General features: G+C 73.1%; 21 protein-coding genes. 8 read left to right on the forward strand and 13 right to left on the reverse strand.

Features of this window, described 5'->3' with window-relative positions; genetic code table 11:
* Window positions 1–22: 22 nt before the first annotated feature.
* Both HS048_RS24735 and HS048_RS24740 read right to left on the reverse strand, forming a co-directional pair.
* Window positions 23–610, reverse strand: coding sequence for a TetR family transcriptional regulator (locus HS048_RS24735; protein ID WP_196468825.1), 588 nt, complete (start codon window positions 608–610; stop codon window positions 23–25).
* A gap of 18 nt (window positions 611–628) precedes the next feature.
* A complete protein-coding gene (locus HS048_RS24740) occupies window positions 629–1,627 on the reverse strand; it encodes an aldo/keto reductase (RefSeq protein WP_307832623.1) in 999 nt (332 codons plus the stop codon).
* Between the two features lie 203 nt (window positions 1,628–1,830).
* Here HS048_RS24740 and HS048_RS24745 point away from each other — a divergent pair, with 203 nt between their 5' ends.
* Entirely contained in the window at window positions 1,831–2,826 is a 996-nt protein-coding gene (locus HS048_RS24745; protein WP_230882126.1) for an NAD(P)-dependent alcohol dehydrogenase, read from the forward strand.
* A gap of 253 nt (window positions 2,827–3,079) precedes the next feature.
* Window positions 3,080–4,237: a lysozyme gene (locus tag HS048_RS24750; protein WP_196468826.1), complete on the forward strand. Its 1,158-nt coding sequence runs from the start codon at window positions 3,080–3,082 to the stop codon at window positions 4,235–4,237.
* Window positions 4,238–4,253: 16 nt separating this feature from the next.
* Here the strand turns inward: HS048_RS24750 and HS048_RS24755 are convergent, their stop codons facing one another.
* Both HS048_RS24755 and HS048_RS24760 read right to left on the reverse strand, forming a co-directional pair.
* On the reverse strand, window positions 4,254–6,038 hold the full coding sequence (locus tag HS048_RS24755; RefSeq protein ID WP_196468827.1) for a hypothetical protein: 1,785 nt from the start codon (window positions 6,036–6,038) through the stop codon (window positions 4,254–4,256).
* Entirely contained in the window at window positions 6,023–6,778 is a 756-nt protein-coding gene (locus HS048_RS24760; RefSeq protein ID WP_068899057.1) for an ABC transporter ATP-binding protein, read from the reverse strand. The genes HS048_RS24755 and HS048_RS24760 overlap by 16 nt, the downstream gene beginning before the upstream one ends.
* A gap of 565 nt (window positions 6,779–7,343) precedes the next feature.
* Between HS048_RS24760 and HS048_RS24765 the strand changes: the two genes are divergently transcribed.
* Together HS048_RS24765 and HS048_RS24770 are read left to right on the forward strand one after the other, a co-directional pair.
* A complete protein-coding gene (locus HS048_RS24765; RefSeq protein WP_196468828.1) occupies window positions 7,344–8,309 on the forward strand; it encodes an ATP-binding cassette domain-containing protein in 966 nt (321 codons plus the stop codon).
* Between the two features lie 83 nt (window positions 8,310–8,392).
* Window positions 8,393–9,160 carry an ABC transporter permease gene (locus tag HS048_RS24770; RefSeq protein WP_068899048.1) on the forward strand — a complete coding sequence of 256 codons (768 nt, stop codon included), beginning with the start codon at window positions 8,393–8,395 and terminating at the stop codon, window positions 9,158–9,160.
* A 168-nt stretch (window positions 9,161–9,328) separates the two neighbouring features.
* Here HS048_RS24770 and HS048_RS24775 read toward each other — a convergent pair whose 3' ends face one another.
* The 3 genes from HS048_RS24775 to HS048_RS24785 form a co-directional block, all read right to left on the reverse strand.
* Window positions 9,329–9,556, reverse strand: coding sequence for a DUF2277 domain-containing protein (locus HS048_RS24775; protein WP_068899046.1), 228 nt, complete (start codon window positions 9,554–9,556; stop codon window positions 9,329–9,331).
* Between the two features lie 100 nt (window positions 9,557–9,656).
* On the reverse strand, window positions 9,657–9,917 hold the full coding sequence (locus HS048_RS24780) for a hypothetical protein (protein ID WP_196468829.1): 261 nt from the start codon (window positions 9,915–9,917) through the stop codon (window positions 9,657–9,659).
* A gap of 142 nt (window positions 9,918–10,059) precedes the next feature.
* Window positions 10,060–11,229: a glycosyltransferase gene (locus tag HS048_RS24785; protein WP_068899042.1), complete on the reverse strand. Its 1,170-nt coding sequence runs from the start codon at window positions 11,227–11,229 to the stop codon at window positions 10,060–10,062.
* A gap of 271 nt (window positions 11,230–11,500) precedes the next feature.
* On the opposite strand from HS048_RS24785, the gene HS048_RS24790 reads away from it, so the two are divergent.
* Window positions 11,501–11,764 (forward strand): dsRBD fold-containing protein, encoded by a 264-nt coding sequence (locus HS048_RS24790; protein WP_068899040.1) that lies wholly within the window; start codon window positions 11,501–11,503, stop codon window positions 11,762–11,764.
* A gap of 232 nt (window positions 11,765–11,996) precedes the next feature.
* Here the strand turns inward: HS048_RS24790 and HS048_RS24795 are convergent, their stop codons facing one another.
* Window positions 11,997–12,203 (reverse strand): EF-hand domain-containing protein, encoded by a 207-nt coding sequence (locus HS048_RS24795; protein WP_068899038.1) that lies wholly within the window; start codon window positions 12,201–12,203, stop codon window positions 11,997–11,999.
* A gap of 351 nt (window positions 12,204–12,554) precedes the next feature.
* Here HS048_RS24795 and HS048_RS24800 point away from each other — a divergent pair, with 351 nt between their 5' ends.
* From HS048_RS24800 to HS048_RS24810, 3 genes are all read left to right on the forward strand, one after another.
* Entirely contained in the window at window positions 12,555–14,171 is a 1,617-nt protein-coding gene (locus HS048_RS24800) for an amidohydrolase family protein (protein ID WP_231647455.1), read from the forward strand.
* A 128-nt stretch (window positions 14,172–14,299) separates the two neighbouring features.
* Window positions 14,300–15,145 (forward strand): IclR family transcriptional regulator, encoded by an 846-nt coding sequence (locus HS048_RS24805; RefSeq protein WP_307832624.1) that lies wholly within the window; start codon window positions 14,300–14,302, stop codon window positions 15,143–15,145.
* A complete protein-coding gene (locus HS048_RS24810; RefSeq protein WP_196468831.1) occupies window positions 15,142–16,119 on the forward strand; it encodes a sugar kinase in 978 nt (325 codons plus the stop codon). The genes HS048_RS24805 and HS048_RS24810 overlap by 4 nt, the downstream gene beginning before the upstream one ends.
* A 154-nt stretch (window positions 16,120–16,273) precedes the next feature.
* Here HS048_RS24810 and HS048_RS24815 read toward each other — a convergent pair whose 3' ends face one another.
* The 5 genes from HS048_RS24815 to gap form a co-directional block, all read right to left on the reverse strand.
* A complete protein-coding gene (locus HS048_RS24815; RefSeq protein ID WP_084008585.1) occupies window positions 16,274–16,621 on the reverse strand; it encodes an RNA polymerase-binding protein RbpA in 348 nt (115 codons plus the stop codon).
* A gap of 81 nt (window positions 16,622–16,702) precedes the next feature.
* Window positions 16,703–16,933, reverse strand: coding sequence for a preprotein translocase subunit SecG (secG, locus tag HS048_RS24820; protein ID WP_068899030.1), 231 nt, complete (start codon window positions 16,931–16,933; stop codon window positions 16,703–16,705).
* Between the two features lie 132 nt (window positions 16,934–17,065).
* Window positions 17,066–17,851, reverse strand: a complete 786-nt coding sequence (gene tpiA, locus HS048_RS24825; protein WP_068899028.1) for a triose-phosphate isomerase — start codon at window positions 17,849–17,851, stop codon at window positions 17,066–17,068.
* 79 nt (window positions 17,852–17,930) lie between these two features.
* Window positions 17,931–19,118 (reverse strand): phosphoglycerate kinase, encoded by a 1,188-nt coding sequence (pgk, locus tag HS048_RS24830; protein WP_196468832.1) that lies wholly within the window; start codon window positions 19,116–19,118, stop codon window positions 17,931–17,933.
* Entirely contained in the window at window positions 19,115–20,122 is a 1,008-nt protein-coding gene (gene gap / locus HS048_RS24835; RefSeq protein ID WP_068899024.1) for a type I glyceraldehyde-3-phosphate dehydrogenase, read from the reverse strand. Before gap ends, pgk begins: the two co-directional genes overlap by 4 nt.
* Window positions 20,123–20,345 lie beyond the last annotated feature (223 nt).

A 20,345-nucleotide genomic window follows, 5' to 3' on the forward strand; every position in this document is an offset into this window, starting at 1 on the left:
CGCGGGTCTCGGGCGCGTACCGTCAGCCGGTCGCCCGCAGGCCCGCGAGCACCAGTGAGCAGACCGCGCCGAAGGCCGTGTCGATCTCCGGGGCGGACCATTCGGCGGCGTAGAGCGGGTTGTGGAAGCGGCCGGTCGCGTCCAGCACCGCGCGCGCGGTGACCTGCGGATCGCACGGGGCGAACGCGCCCTGCGCGACGCCGTCGGCGATGATCAGGGCGATCTCGCCGAGCAGGGCGTCGATGTGCTCGGCGACCACGGTGTCGCTCTCACCGGCGAGCACGGTGTAGGTGGCGAAGAGCTCCGGGTCGTCGAGGGCCTTGCGCCGCTTGGCCTCGAACAGGGCCGCCAGCCAGCGGCGCAGCCGCTCGGGGGCCGGGGAGTCCTCGGCGGCGAGCTCGGCCAGCCCTGCGTGGTTGCGGTCGAGCCAGCGCCGGGTGACCGCGGCGCGCAGCGCCGCCTTGGTGGGGAAGTGCCGGTACACGCTGCCGTGGCTGACCCCGAGGGCCCTGGCCACGTCGACCACGGTGGCCTTGGCCGGGCCGTAGCGGCGCAGGACGCCCTCGGTGGCGGCCAGGATCTCCTCGGCGGTCAGTGCACCCGCGGCCATCGTGTCCTCTCAGCGCCGTCAGCTGTCCAGGTGGGCCATCAGCGCCTCCGGGTAGCGGGTCCCGGCGACCTCGTCCGCCGGGACCGCGTCCTCGATCGCGGCCAGGTCGGCGGCGTCGAGGGCGACGTCGACGGCTCCCAGGGCCTCGGCGAGGCGGTCGCGGCGGCGGGCGCCGACCAGGGGGACGATGTCCTCGCCGCGCGAGAGCACCCAGGCGATGGCGGCCTGCGCCACCGTAACACCCTTCTGCTCGGCGGTCGCGCGCAGGGCTTCGACCAGGGCGAGGTTGCGGTCGAGGTTCTCGCCGGAGAAGCGCGGGCTCAGACCGCGGAAGTCACCGGGGGCGAGGGCGCGGTCCCGGGTCCAGTGGCCGCCGAGCAGGCCGCGGGAGAGCACGCCGTACGCGGTGACGCCGATGCCGAGCTCCCGGCAGACGGGCAGGGTCTCCGCCTCGATGTCGCGGGAGAACAGGGAGTATTCGATCTGCAGGTCGGAGATGGGGGCCACGGCGGCGGCCCGCCGGATGGTCTCCGCGCCGACCTCGGACAGGCCGATGTGGCGCACGCGGCCGGCCTCGACCTCCTCGGCGATGGCGCCGACGGTCTCCTCGACGGGCACGGCCGGGTCGAGGCGGGAGAGGCGGTAGACGTCGACGTGATCGGTGCCCAGCCGCTGCAGCGTGTAGGCCAGGAAGTTCTTCACCGCGGCGGGACGGCCGTCGTAGCCGTTCCAGCCGCCGCCGGCGTCGCGCAGGGCGCCGAACTTGACGCTGAGGACCACCCGGTCGCGGGCGCCGGCCCCGGCGGTGCGCAGGGCCTCGCCGATGAGCAGCTCGTTGTGGCCCATCCCGTAGAAGTCGCCGGTGTCCAGCAGGGTGACGCCGGCGTCGAGGGCGGCGTGGACGGTGGCGACGGACTCGGTCCGGTCCGCCTCGCCGTAGAGGGCGGACATGCCCATGCAGCCCAGGCCGAGGGCGGAGACGACGGGACCGGAGGCGCCGAGGGTGCGGTCGTGCACGGTGTGCTCCTTGGAGGTGGTCGGTACGGGATCCGCTTGCACGATCACTATGCACTATGGACTGACAGATTTCAATATCTGTCAGTCCATAGTGACCCGACATTCCCGCGATCAAGTGGAGTAAATAATCTTTGACATCATGTCCGCGGTGTTTTACCTTTATGAATGTCAACTTTGTTTTACACGGAGGCGCTGTGACGACGATGACGACGACCATGAGGGCGATGTTCCGGGACGCCTACTGCCCGCCCGACCGGCTCGAGCTCCGCGACGTCGGCAGGCCGGTCGCCGGACCCGGCGACGTGCTCGTGCGGGTCCGCGCGGCGGGCGTCGACCAGGGCACCTGGCAGCTCGTCACGGGCCTGCCGTATCTCATCCGCCTCGCGGGCTTCGGGCTGCTCCGGCCGAAGGTCCCCGTCCCGGGCCTGGACGTCGCGGGGACCGTCGAGGCGGTCGGCGAGCGCGTCACCCGGTTCCGCCCCGGCGACGAGGTGTTCGGCACCTGCGACGGCGCCCTCGCCGAGTACGCGTGCGCTCCGCAGGCCAGGCTCGCGCCCAAGCCCGCGAACCTCACGTTCGAGCAGGCGGCTGCGGTCCCGACCTCCGCCTTCGCCGCCCTCCAGGGGCTCCGCGACGCCGGGGGGATCCGGGCCGGGCAGCGGGTGCTGGTCATCGGGGCGGGCGGCGGCGTGGGGACGTTCGCGGTGCAGCTGGCCAGGGCGTTCGGCGCGCACGTCACCGGCGTGTGCAGCACGGCCAAGACGGGCCTGGTCCGGTCCATCGGCGCGGACGAGGTCGTCGACCACACCCGCGAGGACGTCGCGGACGGGTCGCGTCGCTACGACCTCGTCCTCGACACCGGCGGGCACCGCTCGCTGTCGCGCCTCCGGCGGCTCCTCACCCCCCGGGGGACCCTCGTCATCGTCGGCTCCGGCGGGAGCGGCCGGGGAGGCGGCCGGTGGACGCAGGGCGCGGGCCGCCAGCTCCGGGCGGTGATGCTCTCGCCGTTCGTGGGCCAGCACCTGCGCGGACTGATGTCGACGGGGCGGGAGGAGGACCTCCGGCTGCTGGGAGAGCTCCTCGAGAGCGGGAAGATCACACCGGTCGTCGACCGGACGTACCCGCTGGGCGAACTCCCGGAGGCGCTCCTGCACCTGAGGAGCGGCCGCGCGGCCGGCAAGGTCGTCGTCACCGTGTGAGGCGCGGACGAAGACCGGCCGGCGGGCAGGAACGGCGGCAGGACCGGCCGGCACGGAAACGGCCGCCACGGAGGGAGGGACGCCTTCCCCGGTGCGGCGTCGGAAAGACCGGACCCGGCGCCGTGAAGTGACCTGTACCACACGACCGAACCCTCACCCGGACCCGCAGGCCGCCGATCGGCAGGAGGAAGCCGACGCCGCAGGCGTCCGTCCACCCGGGACGGCGTACGGCGTCCCGTGAGGGACAGGACGAATGGAACGCCTCCCCCGACTCCTCCTCGGCGGCGGCCTGGCCGTCGCCCTCGCCTCCTGCACCACCGCGCTCCCGGCGGCCGCCGCCGCGCCGGTGCCGCCCGGTGTCCGGGGGCTGGACGTCAGCTCGCACCAGCCCGGCGTGTCCTGGCCCGCGGTGTACCGGGACGGAGCACGGTTCGCCTACGTCAAGGCCACCGAGTCGACCACCTATCGCAACCCCCGCTACGCCGAGCAGTACCAGGGGGCCCGGCAGGCCGGTCTGATCAGGGGCGCCTACCACTTCGCCCTGCCGCACAAGTCCGGCGGCGCCGCCCAGGCCGACTACTTCTTCCGCAACGGCGGCGGCTGGACCTCCGACGGCTGGACCCTGCCGGGCGTGCTCGACATCGAGTTCAACCCGTACCAGTCCTCCAACGGCCTGGACATCTGCTACGGCCTGTCCCCCGCCCGGATGGTGAGCTGGATCCGCGACTTCAGCGATCGCTACCTCGCCCTGGCCGGCCGGCGGCCCGCCGTCTACACCAACACCTACTGGTGGCAGACCTGCACCGGCGGCAGCGCCGCCTTCGGCGACCACCCGCTCTGGCTCGCCCGCTACGCCTCGGCCGTCGGAGCCCTCCCGGCGGGCTGGACGGCCCACGCCATCTGGCAGCACGCGGACTCCGGCGTCTTCCCCGGCGACCAGAACGTCTTCAACGGCACCTACGAGCAGCTGAAGCTGCTGGCCGCCGGCCGGAGCGCCGCGGCCCCGGTGAAGGCGCCCGTGAACGTGCCCGTGGACGCGTCCCCGAAGGTTTCCGTGAAAGCGCCCGCGCGCAAGCCGGTCAGGGCCGCCACCCGCGTCTCCTCGCTGAACGCCGGTCCCGAGCCGGTCGGAAAGGGCCGGAAGCTGACGGTCTCCGGCACCCTGCGGCTGGCCACCGGCACCCGGCGCGCCGTCGCCGGGCAGCGGGTCCTGATCAGGTTCCGGCCGCGCGGCTCCACCGTCTGGCGGACGGCGGGCACCGCCGTGACCGCCTCCGGCGGGACGTTCCGCCGGACGTTCCGGGCCGCCGGGGACGGCACCTGGCAGGCGGTCTACAACGGGGACGCGCTGCGCCTGGCCGCCCGGAGCGGCAGCGACTACGTCGACGTGCGCACCGGCCGGTGGTGGTGACCGGGAGGAGGACCCGTCAGGGCGTCCGGCGGCGGTAGGGGATCCACAGGCCCAGGCCGTAGACGCCGAGGCCGAGCAGGACCATGAAGACGATCACCGGCCACTGGAGCCCCTCGGGCATGTGGAGTGCGAGGAACCAGCTCCGGTCCTCGGTCCCGTTGGCCTTGAGGAAGCCCGCCACGATGCCCTGCGGGAACAGCGGGATCGCGCCGACCGACCAGCAGAGGGCCGTGATGATCTGCTCGCGCTTCGGCAGGTCGTCGAACTTCGCCCAGCTCCCCGGCTTGGCCGGGGGCCGCTTGCCCGTCCGCATCGTGTGCAGCAGCTCGGGCCCCTGGGCGTGCAGCCGCCGCTGGGCGAGCAGCCCGAAGCCCCACAGGCACAGGCCGCCGGTCGCCACGCCGACGGCGACGCCCGCCCAGCCGTACAGCGCGGCCGTCACCGCCGCCGGGGCCCCGGTGAGCGCCACCAGGACCAGTACGGCGTAGGCCAGGCCGGTCATCGCGCCGTCGTCCTCGCTGGAGCGCAGCGGGTTGTTGCCCCGCCGGTGCGGGTCGATGCCGGGCACGAGCGCGTAGACCGAGATCAGCGGCACGATCCCGGCGGCGCCGCCGAGCAGGGCGGCGGTGAGCGCGAGCACCATGGGCCAGGGTCCGCCGGTCACGGAGGTGAGGCCCAGGGTCAGCGCGGCGGCCACCGGCCCGACGACCAGCAGCCAGGCCAGCTGCCTGCCCCGCACGTCGGCCGCGCCCGGGGAGAGCAGGGTCAGCCAGAGCGCGGTGCCGTCGACGCCGTAGAGGTTGGCCGACATGGCGGCCGCCATGATGATGAAGATCGGCCCGGCCCAGGGCAGCATGGCGGTCCAGCCCAGGACCAGCGGGGCGGCGGCGAAGAACACGCCGTAGGCGACGGCGAAGGTCAGCTGATGGGTCCGGACCAGGTCGCGCGACCAGGTCCGCAGTTCCTTGGCCACCACGGCGCCCGTCGCGGTGGCGGCGGTCATCGGGCGCCGGCCCCGGGCGGACGCCTTGACCGAGCCGGCGCGCCGGGCCAGCAGCGCGGCCCAGGCGGCCAGCAGCAGCGCGACGAGCACCGCGAGCGCGCCCAGCGTGAGGCCCGCGCGGCCCCAGGCCCCGGTTCCGGCGGCCTCGACCGCGGCCAGACCCCAGCCGGACGGCAGGTAGCGCACCGCCGCCGACGCCCCGGCCGGGATCCCGCCGGTCTGCCCCAGCGCGACCGCGAAGACCCAGCCCTGGCCGAGCGCCGCCAGGATCGCGCCGTTGACCAGGCCGGCGCCGACCGCGCCCGCGCGCGACCGCAGGGCCAGGCCCATCACGGCGACCGCGACCCGCGAGAGCAGGACGAAGACCGCCAGTTGCAGGAGCATCGCGGGCAGCGCGACCGGCACGGCCGCCGGGCCCTGCCGTACCCCGAAGACGACCAGCCCGGACAGGGCGAGCAGGCTGATCACGGGGGCGACCCCGACGAAGGCGGAGACCAGCAGGCCCGCCGCCAGGCGGCGCGGCGGGAGGCCGAGCGAGGTGAAGTACTCGGGGCGGAGCGTCTCGTCCCCGCCCCCGGCGAAGACCGGGCCGAAGATCCAGCCGAGCATCCAGACCGCGTAGGCCGCGGCGAGCAGGTCCCCGGTCTGGAACGCGGCGTACAGCGTGCCGCCCGCCAGGACGAGCCCGAGCACCCCGCCCATCACGATGGAACCGGCCTTCTGCCCGCTCATCGAGTTGCGCAGCACGGCCAGCTTCATCGCGGCCATGGTCCGGGGAACGGTCAGCGCGACAGCCACGACAGCCCCCTCGACCCGGTGTCGGACGCGCCGACGAGCCCGACGAAGGTGTCCTCCAGGGAACGGTCGCCCCGGACCTGCTCCAGCGGCCCGGCGGCGGCGACCCTGCCCTGGTCGATCACCGCGACGTGGTCGCAGAGCTGTTCGACCAGGGCCATGACGTGGCTGGACAGCACGATGGACCCGCCCCCCGCGACGAACCCCCGCAGGATGGTCTTGATCGTGGCAGCCGAGACGGGGTCGACGGCCTCGAAGGGCTCGTCCAGCACGAGCAGCCGCGGGGCGTGCAGCAGCGCCGCCGCCAGTCCGATCTTCTTGCGCATGCCCGTGGAGTACTCGATCACCAGGGTCTTCTCGGCCCGGTCGAGTTCCAGCACCGACAGCAGCTCCTGCGCGCGGGCGGCGACGACGTCCTTGGCCAGCCCTCGCAGCAGGCCGAGATAGGTGAGCACCTCCCGGCCGGTCAGCCGCTCCGGCATCGCCAGGCCGTCGGGCAGCACGCCGACCATCGCCAGAGCGTGGGAGGGGTCGGACCAGACGTCCGCGCCGAAGATCCGGGCGCTGCCCCCGTCGGGGCGGAGCAGGCCGGTGGCCATGGACAGCGTGGTGGTCTTGCCGGCGCCGTTCTGGCCGACCAGCCCGTAGAAGGAACCCGGTGGGACGGTCAGGTCGACGTGGTCGGCGGCGACCTTCTCACCGAAGGTCTTGGTCAGGCCGACGATCTCTAGCGCTGGAGTCATGGGGGTCTCTCGTGATCACTGGCGGGGAGGGGCCGGGAAAAGGCTTTCATCCGGCGGCCGGGAAATTCGATCATGCAGGCCGACTCTCTGTCCAGTGCTCCCGCCCGGCACCGGCGGGTACGGGAACGGTGGCCTCCGCGCTTCCGCCGCGGACCGGTGACCGCCGCCCTGCCCGGGCCTCCGCCCTCCGCTCCCCCCGTTCCTCCACCTCCCTTCTCTCCACCTCTCCGCAGTCCCGCCGCTCCTCCACCCCTCCACCGACCGGCGACCGGCGGTCGGCGGTCGGCGACCGGGACATTTTTCCGGCTCCTCCCCGAACGGAGCGGGAAACCCCACTTCAGCCGGGCTCCGCGCCCCGGAAGAACGTCGCCCCCACCCCTACCGGGACCTTCAAGGAGAAGACGTTTTCCCAGGTCAGAGCAAACATGAACACACCTTTCACGTTTGCCAGGCCCGGATGCCCTGGCTGAAGATGAACGCATCACCGCCGAACCCCCGTCCGGGGTCTCTTCGGCGTGCCCGCATCCCGCCCGCACCGTCCGCGCTCCGCCCCGAGGAGGGGATCATGATCCATGCCCGAGGACTCACCCGGAAGTTCGCAGTCAAGCGGGAGACCGTCGACGCCGTGCGCGGCATCGACCTCGACGTGGAGGCCGGCCGGCTCGTCGCCGTCCTCGGCCCGAACGGGGCCGGGAAGTCCACCACCCTGCGCATGCTGACCACCCTGCTGCCGCCCACGTCGGGGACCGCCACGGTGGCGGGCCGCGACATCGTGGCGGATCCCGCCGGGGTGCGCGCCCGCATCGGCTACGTCGGGCAGAAGAACGGCGCCGGCGAGAACTTCCGCGTCCGCGACGAACTGGTGACCCAGGGCCGCTGCTACGGCCTGACCCGCGCCGAGGCCGACCGGCGGGCCGACGAGGTACTCGACCGTCTGGAGCTCCGGCCGCTGGCGGCGCGCAGGCCCGGCACGCTCTCCGGCGGGCAGCGCCGCCGCCTCGACATCGCCCTGGGACTCGTCCACCGGCCCGGCCTGCTCTTCCTGGACGAGCCGACGACCGGGCTGGACCCGCAGAGCCGCGCCGACGTCTGGGAGCACATCCTGCGGCTGCGCGCGGAGTACGGCACGACGATCCTGCTGACCACCCACTACCTGGAGGAGGCCGACACCATGGCCGAGCGGGTGGTGGTCATCGACCACGGCCGGATCATCGCCGACGGGACCGCCGCCCGGCTCAAGAACGACCTGGCCGGCGACCAGGTCACGATCACCGTCCACGACGCCGCCGACACCGCGCGGGCGGCCGCCGTCGCCGGGCGGATCGCCGCGCCGGACGGGGTGAGCGCCGAAGGGGTGACCGTGCGGCTCCGGGTGCCCCGCGCGGACGCCGCCCTGCCGGAGTACCTGCGGGCCCTGGAGGCGGCGGGGGTGAAGGCCGCCACCGCGGAGATCTCCCGCCCCACGCTGGACGACGTGTTCCTCGCCCTCACCGGTCGCACGCTGCGGGAGGGCGAAGGCGCCGCCGCGTGAGCCTTCCGACTCCACGATCCGCCGCCCATTCCCCGCCCCGGGGAGAACCGACACCCGCCCCCACCGCTCAGGAAAGGCCTGACATGGACCTGCGATTCGCCCGCGACACCGCGACCGTCTTCTCCCGGGAGTTCGCGCCCGTGCCGCGCGAGCCCCTCGGCCTGCTGTTCACCATGGGCCAGCCCCTCCTCTTCCTCTTCCTGTTCGGCCCGCTGCTGGCGGGCACGCCGGGTTTCGGCGGGACGGGCGGGGACTCCCCGTGGCAGTGGTTCGTGCCCGGCATCCTGGTCATGATGTGCCTGTCCGGGCCGATGATGGCCGGATACAACCTCCTGGTCGAGCTGATCGGCGGCTCGTTGGAGCGGATGATGGTCACCCCGCTGAACCGGACGGCGATGCTGGTCGGCCGGACCCTGAAGGAGTTCGCGATCCTGCTGGCGCAGGCCGTACTGATCATCGCCCTGGCGGTGCCGCTGGGCTTCCGGCTCCACTTCGCCGGGGTGCTGGCCGGGCTGGTGCTGCTGGCCGTGTTCGGGATCGGGCTGGGCGCGCTCTCGTTCGCGCTGGCGATCGCCTCCCAGCCGGGCGGCGAGCTGTTCTACGGGGTCACCCAGCTGGTGATGTTCCCGCTGCTGCTGCTGTCGGGCATGCTGCTGCCGATGGACTTCGGCCCGGCGTGGCTGCAGGCCGCCGCCGCGTTCAACCCCGTCACCTACATCGTGGAGGCCGAGCGGGCGCTGTTCTCCGGCCGGTTCGCCGACGCGCCGGTGCTGTACGGCGCGCTCTCGGCCTGCGCCGTCGCCGCCGCGGGTCTGGCGCTGGGCACCCGGTCGATGCGGCGCGGCGTCTGATCCCGCGGCGTCTGATCCTGCGGCGTCCGACCCCACCCGCCGTCCCGGGTCCCGGCGCGATGCCGGGACCCGCCAGGATCCCGGTCCCTCCGCCGGAGCGCGTCGACCGCGGGCTCGGGGTACGGCGAACGTCAGGGCCGCGGTCGACACCGGGTGGCACGGCGAGCGTCAGGACGGCCGGCTCCGGGGCGGCTGTCTGAGCTCGAGGTCCTCCAGGAGCGCCTGGGTGGCGGCGGCCACGGCGGCCACCGCGCGCTCGAACGCCTCGGCGTTGCGCGCGGACGGGGCACGGAACCCGGAGATCTTGCGGACGTACTGGAGGGCGGCGGCGTGCACGTCCTCACCGGTCACGTCGCTGGCGTAGGGCTCCCGGAGGGTCTTGATGCTCCGGCACATGACAGGACCTCACTTCATCCATGCCCGGCGCCCATGCCTCCCGGTGGTCAGTACCGCTCCCGCGGAGCGGCCACCGGGAAGGATCGGCGCCGGGAACCGGTCAGGCTCCGACGAGGGTGGCCGGGTCGACCCGGTCGACCGCGTGCAGCGCCCAGCGCATCCGCTCGCGGTAGGTCTCCGGGTGGTCTCCGGCCTCCTGCGCCACGCAGGCCACGCAGTCGCCGATGTCGCGCCGGCAGACGCGCAACCGGTCCTCGATCGCGGCGCGCACCTGCTCCGGCGAGGGGTCGTCCGAAGCCTGCAGCGTGGAGGCGAACAGGACGTCGGCCAGGTCGGACATGCTCATCACGGTGGTGGGCATCGTGTGCCTCTCTCCCCGGAGGCCGCGGGACCCGGTGGGATCGCGCGGGCTCCTCGAATCGTCCAGCTTGGGCTCACACCACCAGCATGCCTCCCGCCACCGACATTTTCCGGCGGCCGCGACCCGGTCACCTGAACCCGAGTCACCTGAACCCGAAGACGCCCGCCTCCTCCAGGACCATCCCGGCCAGAGCCCCGGCCGCGTCGACCCGGCCGAGCGACTTGGCCGCCTTCGACATGTCGGCGCGCAGCCGCGGGTCCGCCAGGAGGGCGTCGAGCTCGGCGAGCAGCAGCTCCGGCTCGGGACCGTTCTCCAGGAGCGCCCGGGCCGCTCCGGACTCCGCCAGGTAGCGGGCGTTCTGGCGCTGCTCGTCCCCGGCGGAGGGCACCAGGGGGACGAGCACGGACGGCTTGCCCACCGCGGTCAGCTCCGCGACGGCGCCGGCCCCGCTGCGGGAGACCACGACGTCGGCCGCGGCCAGCACGTCGGCCAGTTCCTCGCCGACGTAGGGGACGGGGCGGTAACGCTCCCGCAGGTGCTCCGGGAGGCCCTCGGCGGTCCGGGTGAGCTGGTCGATCCAGTCGGGGCCGCACTGGTGGAGCACCTGTGCCCGCTCCAGCAGCGAGGGCAGGATCCCCTCGATCAGCGTGTTGATCTGGCGGCTGCCCTGCGCCCCTCCGGTGACGTACACCAGGGGCACCTCCGGCGAGAAGCCGAAGTGCCAGCGGCCGGACGGGGCGTTCCCGCGCAGCAGGTGGGGCCGGACCGGGTTGCCGGTGACGGCCGCCCGCTCCCGGGCCGGAGCGGGCAGGTGCTCCACCGACGAGGGGTGGGTGAGCGCGATCCGGGTGGCGAAGCGCGCCAGGATGCGGTTGGCCAGACCGAGCGCGGTGATCTGCTCGTGCATCACGAGCGGGCGGCGGAGCATACGGGAGGCCAGCCCCAGCGGCACGCAGACGTACCCTCCCGTGGACAGCACCACGTCCGGCCGGTAGCGGGCGGCGATGCCGAAGGCCTGGAGGATCCCCACCGGGATGCGGAACATGTCGGCGAGGTTGGCCAGCAGTTCCCTGGGGTTCGGCGAACGCCGCAGCTTCCCCGTCTTGATCGCGCGGAAGGGGATGCCGTTCTCGGCGGCGACGCGGGCCTCCAGGCCGCTCGCCGTACCCACCCAGAGCACGTCCAGGTCGTACCCGTGCGCGGCGGCCTGCTCGCGGACGGTGGCGACGGTGGTCAGCGCGGGGTAGGTGTGACCGCCGGTCCCGCCCCCGGTGACGAGCATGCGCAGGGGCTGGCGGCTTCCGGCATTCATGCGTGCGTTTCCTCCACAGATCGCGATCGTCGGGCTCCCGGCCGCGGCCGAGGTGCCGGGCGACCTCGGGCACGCTACCGGGAGTCCCGATAAAGATCCAATTGCTCCGAGTCCGCCCACCACCCGCCGAACCGGGAAGCCAAGGTAGAAGTATGCCGCAATCGGGTACAAACCCGCACGAAAGCCATATTTCGCGTAAATGGCTGCGCGAGGGGATTCACCGTCCCAGCGGGACCTCGGAAGAAGCACCGCCCACGAGGAGGGATGCACCATGCAGACCAAGCAGTGGAACGTAGAGATCACCATCGTCGAGGACGACAACGACCGGGTCACCTCGGCCCAGGCCGTGCTGGACATCCCCGATGGCCGCAGGTACGAGAGCGTCGAGTACGCACGGCGCAACCCGACCGACCGCCCGGTGCCGGACATCGGCGACGAACTGGCCGCCGGCCGCGTGCTGGCCGACCTGTCCGGCAGGCTGATGGGCGACGCGGCGGCCGATGTGATGGAGGAGGCAGAGCTCAGGAGAAGGTGAGGACGGCCTCGGATCCCCGGTCTCCCGGACGGCTCCGACGCCGGGCCTCCCGGACTCCAGGGTCTCCCGGAGGGCGCGGCCCGGACGATCGTCGTCCGGGTCCGGGACCTCCGTCCGGGTCCGGGACCTCCGTCCGGGTCCGGGACCTCCGTCCGGGTCCGGGACCTGCGATCCGATCGGGGACCGGCCGGTCGGCGGTCCCGACCGGCCGGTCCGCGTCCGCGGCCGGTCGTCAGTCCCGGGACATCAGCCTGACGAACTCCTCGAAGGAGAACCGCCCGTCGCCGTCGGAGTCGGCGTCGCGGTTCAGCGAACCGATCGCCTCCGCGGGGAGGTCCGGGAAGCGCCCCGCGAGCTCCCTTTCCGTGATGAAACCGTCGCCATCGGTGTCGATGGCGGAGAACTCGCTCCTGAGCTCGGTCAACCGCTCCGCCGACATGGTGTCCCGCCTTTTCCTCGTGTCCGTTCCGGCTGACAACCTACGGGAGCCCCCGCCGGGAGAGAAGACGGGTGCCCGTCCGGAAAGCGTGCTCCTCCCCGCGACTCCGGGACGCGGGCCTCCCGCCGTCCCCTCCCCTTCACCCCGGCCCCGGAGCGCGGTCCTCCCTGCGACTTCTTCTCCGTCCGGCCCCGCAGGCCGCCGGACGTCGACCTGACATCGCCCGGACGTCGACCGGGCAGCGGTGAGCGGGCGGCGGTGAGCGGAAGGCTTCTCTCAGCATATTGTGCAGTGCACAACGCCGTGCCGCGAATGTGGTAACGCGCGCACGGGCCCTCTACCGTGTCCACCGTGTTCGACGTGCTCATCGAGGGCGGCCGGGTGGTGGACGGCACCGGCGCCCCGCCCTACCCCGCCGACATCGGCGTCCGCGACGGCCGGATCGAAGCGGTCGGCGACCTGTCCTCCGGGGGTGCCCGTCCCGCCGCGGCCACGGTCGACGCCGCCGGACGGCTGGTGGTCCCCGGTTTCATCGACGCCCACGTCCACGGCGACGCGACCGTGCTCGATCCCGGTGTGCAGCTGGCGGCGCTCCGGCAGGGCGTCACGACGTTCGTGCTCGGGCAGGACGGCCTCTCCTTCGCCCCCTCCGGTCCCGAGACGCTGCGCTTCGTGACCCGCTACTTCGCCGCGATCAACGGCGCGCATCCGGCCCTGGGTGGCGGGCCGGTGAGCGTGGCGGACCTGCTGGCGTCCTACGACCGCGCGACCGCCCTCAACACCGTCTACCTCGTCCCGCACGGGACGGTCCGCCACGCGGCCTGCGGCGATCCGTCGGCGATGCTCCGCCTGGTGGAGCAGGGGCTGGAGGACGGGGCCGCGGGCCTGTCCAGCGGCCTGGAGTACGTCCCCGGGCGGTACGGCGACGCCGCCGAACTCGCCGCGCTGTGCGCGCCCGTCGCCCGGGCCGGTCTGCCCTACGTGACCCACATGCGGGGGTACGAGGAGGCCGCCGCCACGGGCATGGCCGAGGCACGGGCGATCGCCGAGCGGGCCGGGGTCGCGCTGCACGTCTCCCACTACCACGGTCCCGGCGAACGGCTCGCCGGGATGGTCGACCGCGCCCTCGCGGCGGGCCTGGACGTGACCTTCGACAGCTATCCCTATCTCAGCGGGTTCAGCATCCTGGCGATGGTCGCCCTTCCCCGCGACCTCGACGGCCCCGGCGTCCCCGGCCCCGGGACGGACGGCCGGACCGGCGACGGCCCCGGTGGGACACCCGGCGGGGCCGGAGACGGGACCGCGCGCCCCGACCTGGACCGCACGGTGGCGCTGCTGCACGATCCCGCGGTACGGCGCCGCCTGGCCCGTGAGACCGACCCCACGCTCTGGCGGCGCGCCGTGCTCGCGCACGTCCCCGCCGCCGAGTTCGCCTGGACCGAGGGCAGGACGCTGGCCGAGGCCGCGGCCGAAGCCGGGCGCGGACCGGCCGACTTCTGCGCGGACCTGCTGATCGCGACCGGGCTGGCCGCCAGCTGCGTGTTCGCCCAGCCGCCCGGCAACGACGACGCCTCCATGCGGCTGCTGCTGCGGCACCCCGCCCACCTCGGCGGATCCGACGCCATCCACATCGGCGGCCACCCTCATCCCCGGGCCTTCGGCGCCTTCGCCCGCTTCCTCGGCCGCCACGTCCGCGAACTCGGCGACTGGACCTGGGAGGAGGCGGTCGCGCACCTGTCCTCCGGTCCGGCCCGCCGCTTCCGGCTGCCGGACCGGGGGGAGATCCGTCCCGGCATGGCCGCGGACCTGGTGGTGGTCGACCCCGGGAAGGTGGCCGACACCGCCGACTACTCTCGGCCGCGTCTCCTCGCCGAGGGAATCGACGACGTACTGGTCGGCGGCGTGCCGGTGCTGGCGGGCGGTGCCCTCACCGGGGCCCGCCCCGGCCGCCCGCTGAGGCCGCGGTGAACGCCCCCGGTCCCGGCCGGAGCCGCGACCACGACCGGGAACGAGAACGAGAACGGAAACAGATGCAGGCGCAGAGTCCCGCCCGGAGCCGCGAACACGACCGGGAACGAGAACAGGAACGGAAACAGGTGCAGGCGCAGAGTCCCGCCCGGGACCACGAGCGGAGCCCCGGCGCGGGACCGGGTCAGGGCAGGACGGGCGGCGGGGAGCGCAACCAGTCGGCCTCGCTCCGGCGGGCGCTGGCCGTACTGGAGTACGTGCGCGACCACGCGGGCGCGGGCCAGGGGCTCTCGCTGTCGCGGCTGGCGGAGGCGCTCGGCCTGTCCAAGAGCACCGTGCTGCGCCTGACCGTCCCGCTGCTGGAGGCCGGGCTCCTGGAACGCGACCGCAGGAGCGGGGCCTACCGGCTGGGCCACGGCACGCTTCGCCTCGGCCAGGCCTACCTGTCCACGCTCGACCTGAGGACCGTGGCCGCGGAGGAGACGCGCCGGCTGATGCTCCAGGTCCGCGAGACCGTCCACCTGGTCGTCCACGACCCGCCGTACGTCGTCTACATCGACAAGGTGGAGAACGAGGCGACGGTCCGGATGGCCTCCCGGATCGGCAGCCGGAGCCCGCTCTACTGCACCGCGGTCGGCAAGGCGATCCTCGCCTGGCAGCCTGAGGAGGGCGTCGAGCGGGTCGTCGCCGCCGGGCTGCCCGCCCTGACCCGCCACACGATCACCGACCCCGACCGGCTCCGCGGTGAGCTGGCCCGGATCCGGCAGCGCGGCTACGCGGTCGACGACCGGGAGAACGAGCCCGAGGTCCGCTGCGTGGCCGCACCGATCTTCAACCACGACGACAGCGCGGTCTCCGCCGTCTCCGTCTCCGGTCTGACCTCGCGGATCACCGCCGCGCGGGTGCGCGACCTGGGGCCGATGGTGGCGCGGGCCGCCCTGGTGATCTCCAGAAAGCTGGGAGCCCCCCGATGACCGACCTGGTGACCCTCGGCGAGACCATGGCCCTGTTCACCGCCCGCCGTATCGGCCTGCTCCGGCACGCCCGCGACTTCGACCTCGGTGTGGGCGGCGCCGAGTCGAACGCGGCGATCGGCGTCACCCGGCTGGGCCTGCGGGCGGCCTGGATCGGCCGGGTGGGCGCCGACGAGTTCGGCGAGATGGTCCGCTCCGCCCTGGCCGGGGAGCACGTCGACGTCTCCCGGGCGGTGGTCGACCCGGACGCGCCCACCGGTCTGATGGTCAAGGGACGGCGCACCTCCGAGGCGGTGGACGTGCGTTACTACCGGGCGGCGAGCGCGGGTTCCCGGCTCTGCCCGGACGACCTCGACCCGGAGCTGATCCGCTCGGCCCGCGTCCTGCACATCACGGGGATCACCCCCGCGCTCTCGGCGTCGGCCCGCGAGGCGGTCCGGGCCGCGGTGGCGGAGGCGCGCGCGGCGGGGGTGCCCGTCTCGATGGACGTCAACTACCGCCGCGCCCTCTGGCCGCCGGAGCGGGCCGCCGCCGTGCTGCGCGAGACCGTCGAGGCCGCCGACGTGCTGTTCGCCACCGAGGCCGAGGCCCGCCTGTTCACCGGCGGGCAGGCCGCCCCTGGCGGGGATCCCGCCGAAGCGGCCCGGGCCCTCGCCGCGCTGGGACCGCGCCACGTGCTCGTCAAGCTCGGGGCCCGCGGCGCGCTGGAGTTCTCCGACGGACAGGTACGGCGCGCCGAGCCGTACCGGGTCGCCGAGCTCGACCCCGTCGGGGCCGGTGACGCCTTCGCCGCGGGCTGGCTGACCGACTGGCTGGACGGGGCCTCGCCCGAACGACGCCTGGCCACCGCCTGCGCCGCCGGGGCGTGCGCGGTGACCGCGCAGGGCGACTGGGAGAGCCTGCCCCGCCGTGCGGACCTGGAACTGCTCCGCCTGACCGGTACGGCGGGCATGGCCGACGCGGTCGACCGGTAGCCCCGCGCCGCCGATCGGCGGCGCGAACGGCCGGAGACGCGGCCGCGGTACGGCGCGAACGGCTACGACGCGGAAGGCCCCCGGGGGTGTCACCCCCGGGGGCCTTCCGCGCGCGTGCGTCCCGGCCGGAGCCGGGACGCGACCGCCTCGACGGCTAGTAGATCGGACGCGAGGAGGAGCGCAGGCGCTCCAGGGCCTCGGCCAGGATCTGCGCGCCGTCCTTGTCGCTGCGACGCTCCTTCACGTAGGCGAGGTGCGTCTTGTACGGCTCGTTACGAGGAGGAGCCGGCGGGTTGGCCTCGTCCTGACCCGCCGGGAGGCCGCAGCGGGGGCAGTCCCAGAACTCCGGGATGGCCGCGTCGCTGGCGAAGCTGGGACGCGTCTCGTGCATGTTCGCGCACCAGAACGGGACCCTTACACGGGGAGCCGCCTCGCCACGCTCCGCCTCTCCCATCGGGCCGGCGCCGACACGGCTGCCACGGATCGCGTTGCCACTACCCACGGATGTACTCCTCGCTCGATGGCCCTCCCGCTCGGGATACGGGGAAGGGCTGTACCACTGTCATGCTTCCGGCAAGCCGAATCAGGGCTTCAGGAGCAGGCCCAGCGCGATGATGCACACGAACCAGACCACCCCGGTGATGATGGTGAGCCGGTCGAGGTTGCGCTCCACCACGGAGGAGCCGCCGAACGACGACGAGAACCCGCCGCCGAACAGATCCGACAGACCGCCGCCCTTGCCCTTGTGGAGCAGCACGAGCAAGATCATCAGCATGCTCGACAGGATGAGGGCGATGGAGATTCCGATTGTCACCGTTGACCTGTTTCCTAATGTGCGCGACCCGCGTCCGGGCGCGATCCCTGTATGACGCCAGAGGCGTGACGATTCAAACCTGCTCTAAGAGGGTACGACCTGCTGTCAAGTCGTACCCTCCGAACGGCTCACTCAGCCGGATGTTTCCCCGAACCGGCAGATCCTGGCGAACTCGGCCGCGTCCAGACTCGCCCCGCCGACCAGGGCCCCGTCCACGTCGGGCTGGGCCATGATGCCGGCGATATTGTCGGACTTGACCGATCCTCCGTAGAGGATGCGGACGGCCGCGGCCACCTCGCCGTCGTACAGCTCGGCGAGCCTGGAGCGCAGCGCCCCGCAGACCTCCTGCGCGTCGGCCGGGGTCGCCACCTCACCGGTGCCGATGGCCCAGACCGGCTCGTAGGCCAGCACGATCGAGGCCGCCTGCTCGGCGGGGACCTTGCGCAGCGCCCCCTCGAGCTGGGCGACGCTGTGCGCCACGTGGCCTCCGGACCGGCGGACCTCCAGGCCCTCCCCCACGCACAGGATCGGCGTGAGCGAGTGCCGGTGGGCCGCCAGCACCTTGCCGTTGACCAGCTCGTCGTCCTCGCGGTGGTACTGCCGCCGCTCGGAGTGCCCGATCGTGACGAAGGTGCACCCCAGCTTGGCCAGCATCGCCCCGGAGATCTCCCCGGTGTAGGCCCCGCCGTCGTACGGCGACAGGTCTTGCGCGCCGTACAGGATCCGCAGCTTGTCGCCGTCCACCAGCGTCTGCACACTGCGCAGGTCGGTGTACGGCGGCAGCACGGCGACGTCGGCCCGGTCGAAGTCCTTGTCGTTCAGCGCGAACGCCAGCTTCTGGACGGTGGCGATGGCCTCGAGGTGGTTGAGGTTCATCTTCCAGTTGCCGGCGATGAGAGGCTTGCGTCCTGCAGTCATCTGTCTCCCACCGCTCCTCGCCCGCTCCGCGGAGCGCTCGTCCCGTGCGGGGTGCCCCGCCGGCTGCCTCGGCCCACCCTCACGCCTCCAGCGCGGCGAGTCCGGGCAGGGTCTTGCCCTCCAGGTATTCGAGGCTGGCCCCGCCACCGGTGGAGATGTGCGAGAAGCCGTCCTCGGGCAGGCCCAGCCGGCGCACGGCCGCGGCGGAGTCGCCGCCGCCGACGACGGTGAAGGCCTCCGAGCCGATCAACGCCTCGGCGACCGCGCGGGTTCCCCCGGAGAACTCCTCGAACTCGAAGACGCCCATCGGGCCGTTCCAGAAGACGGTCCTGGCGTCGGCCAGCTTGGCGGCGAACAGCTCGCGGGTGCGCGGACCGATGTCCAGACCCTCCCGGTCGGCCGGGATCGCGGTGGCGTCGACCACCTCGTACTCGGCGTCCTCGGCGAAGTGGGTGGCGGCCAGCACGTCGACCGGGAGCACGAGCTCCACCCCGCGCTCGGCCGCCTCCTGGAGGAAGCCGCGCACCTTGTCGAGCTGGTCCTCCTGCAGCAGGGACCTGCCGACCTCGAAGCCCTGGGCCTTGAGGAAGGTGTAGGCCATGCCGCCGCCGACGATCAGGCGGTCGACCTTGGTCAGCAGGTTGGCGATGACGCCGAGCTTGTCGGAGACCTTCGCGCCGCCCAGCACCACGGCGTACGGTCGGGCCGGGTCCTCGGTCAGGCGCCTGAGCACGTCGACCTCGGTCGTGATCAGTCCGCCCGCCGCGTGCGGCAGGAGCCCGGGCACGTCGTAGACGCTGGCGTGCCTGCGGTGCACCGCGCCGAAGCCGTCGCCGACGTAGAGCTCGGCCAGATCGGCCAGCTTCCGGGCGAACTCCGCCCGCTGCGCGTCGTCCTTGGACTCCTCGCCCGGCTCGAAGCGCAGGTTCTCCAGCAGGGCCACCTGGCCGTCCTGCAGACCCTCCACCACGCCCCGGGCCGACTCGCCGACCACGTCGGAGGCGAAGGCCACGTCGGCGCCGAGCAGCTCGCCCAGCCGCCGCGCGACGGGGGCCAGGGAGTACTTCGGGTTCGGCGAGCCCTTGGGGCGGCCCAAGTGGGCGCAGGCCACGACCTTGGCGCCCCGGCCGGCGAGGTCCCGGATCGTGGGCAGCGAGGCGCGGATGCGGCCGTCGTCGGTGATGACGTCCCCGTCCAGGGGGACGTTGAGGTCGACGCGCACGAGCACGCGCCGACCCTTCACGTCGAGCTGAGACAGGTCCTTCATCGCAGGTCGGCGCCCACGAGCTCGATGAGGTCGACGAGGCGGTTGGAGTAGCCCCACTCGTTGTCGTACCAGCCGACGACCTTGACCTGGTTGCCGGTCACCTTGGTGAGGCCGGCGTCGAAGATGCAGGAGGCCGGGTCGGTGACGATGTCCGAGGAGACGATCGGGTCCTCGGTGTAGGTCAGGAAGCCCTTGAGCGCGCCCTCGGCGGCGGCCTTGAGCGCGGCGTTGACCTCGTCGACGCTGGTGTCGCGGCCGACCTCGACGGTCAGGTCGGTGGCCGAGCCCGTGGGGATCGGCACGCGCAGCGCGTAGCCGTCGAGCTTGCCCTTGAGCTCCGGCAGCACCAGGCCGATGGCCTTGGCGGCGCCGGTGGAGGTCGGCACGATGTTCAGCGCGGCGGCGCGGGCGCGGCGCAGGTCCTTGTGCGGGGCGTCCTGCAGGTTCTGGTCCTGCGTGTAGGCGTGGATGGTGGTCATCAGCCCCTTCTTGATCTCGAAGGTGTCGTGGATGACCTTGGCCATCGGGGCCAGGCAGTTGGTGGTGCAGGAGGCGTTGGAGATCACCGTGTGCTTGGCCGGGTCGTAGGTGTCGTGGTTGACGCCCATGACGACGGTGACGTCCTCGTTCTTGGCCGGGGCCGAGATGATGACCTTCTTGGCGCCGTTCTCGGCGTGCACGCGCGCCTTGTCGGCGTCGGTGAAGAAGCCCGTGGACTCCACGACCACGTCCACGCCCAGGTCGCCCCAGGGCAGCTTGGCCGGGTCGCGCTCGGCGAAGGCCTTGATCGCCTTGCCGTCCACGGTGATCTCGTCGGCGCTGCTCTTCACCTCGTACGGCAGGCGGCCGAGGATGCTGTCGTACTTGAGCAGGTGGGCGAGCGTGGCGTTGTCGGTCAGGTCGTTGACCGCAACGATCTCGATGTCCTTGCCGCTGGCAGCGACCGCACGCCAGAAGTTGCGGCCGATGCGGCCGAATCCGTTGACGCCTACGCGGATGCTCACTGTGCCGATCTCCTCGTACGTCGTTGCGCCGGCCGCGTGGACCGGCGACTTGGGACGGGCTTGTACCTCAAGAGCGAACCCTATCGGACCCCAATTGGTTTAGACCACTTGCGGTCCCCCGTTCGCTTTCTTCGGACTCTCCCGTAAATCGCGAGTCCTTCACGCACGTTTGCAGTAAAGTGCCCGACTCGTCACGGTAAACACATCCCATCCCTGCAAGGAC

The organism is Planomonospora sp. ID91781 (genome assembly GCF_015711595.1).
In the GTDB taxonomy this organism is placed as follows: domain Bacteria; phylum Actinomycetota; class Actinomycetes; order Streptosporangiales; family Streptosporangiaceae; genus Planomonospora; species Planomonospora parontospora.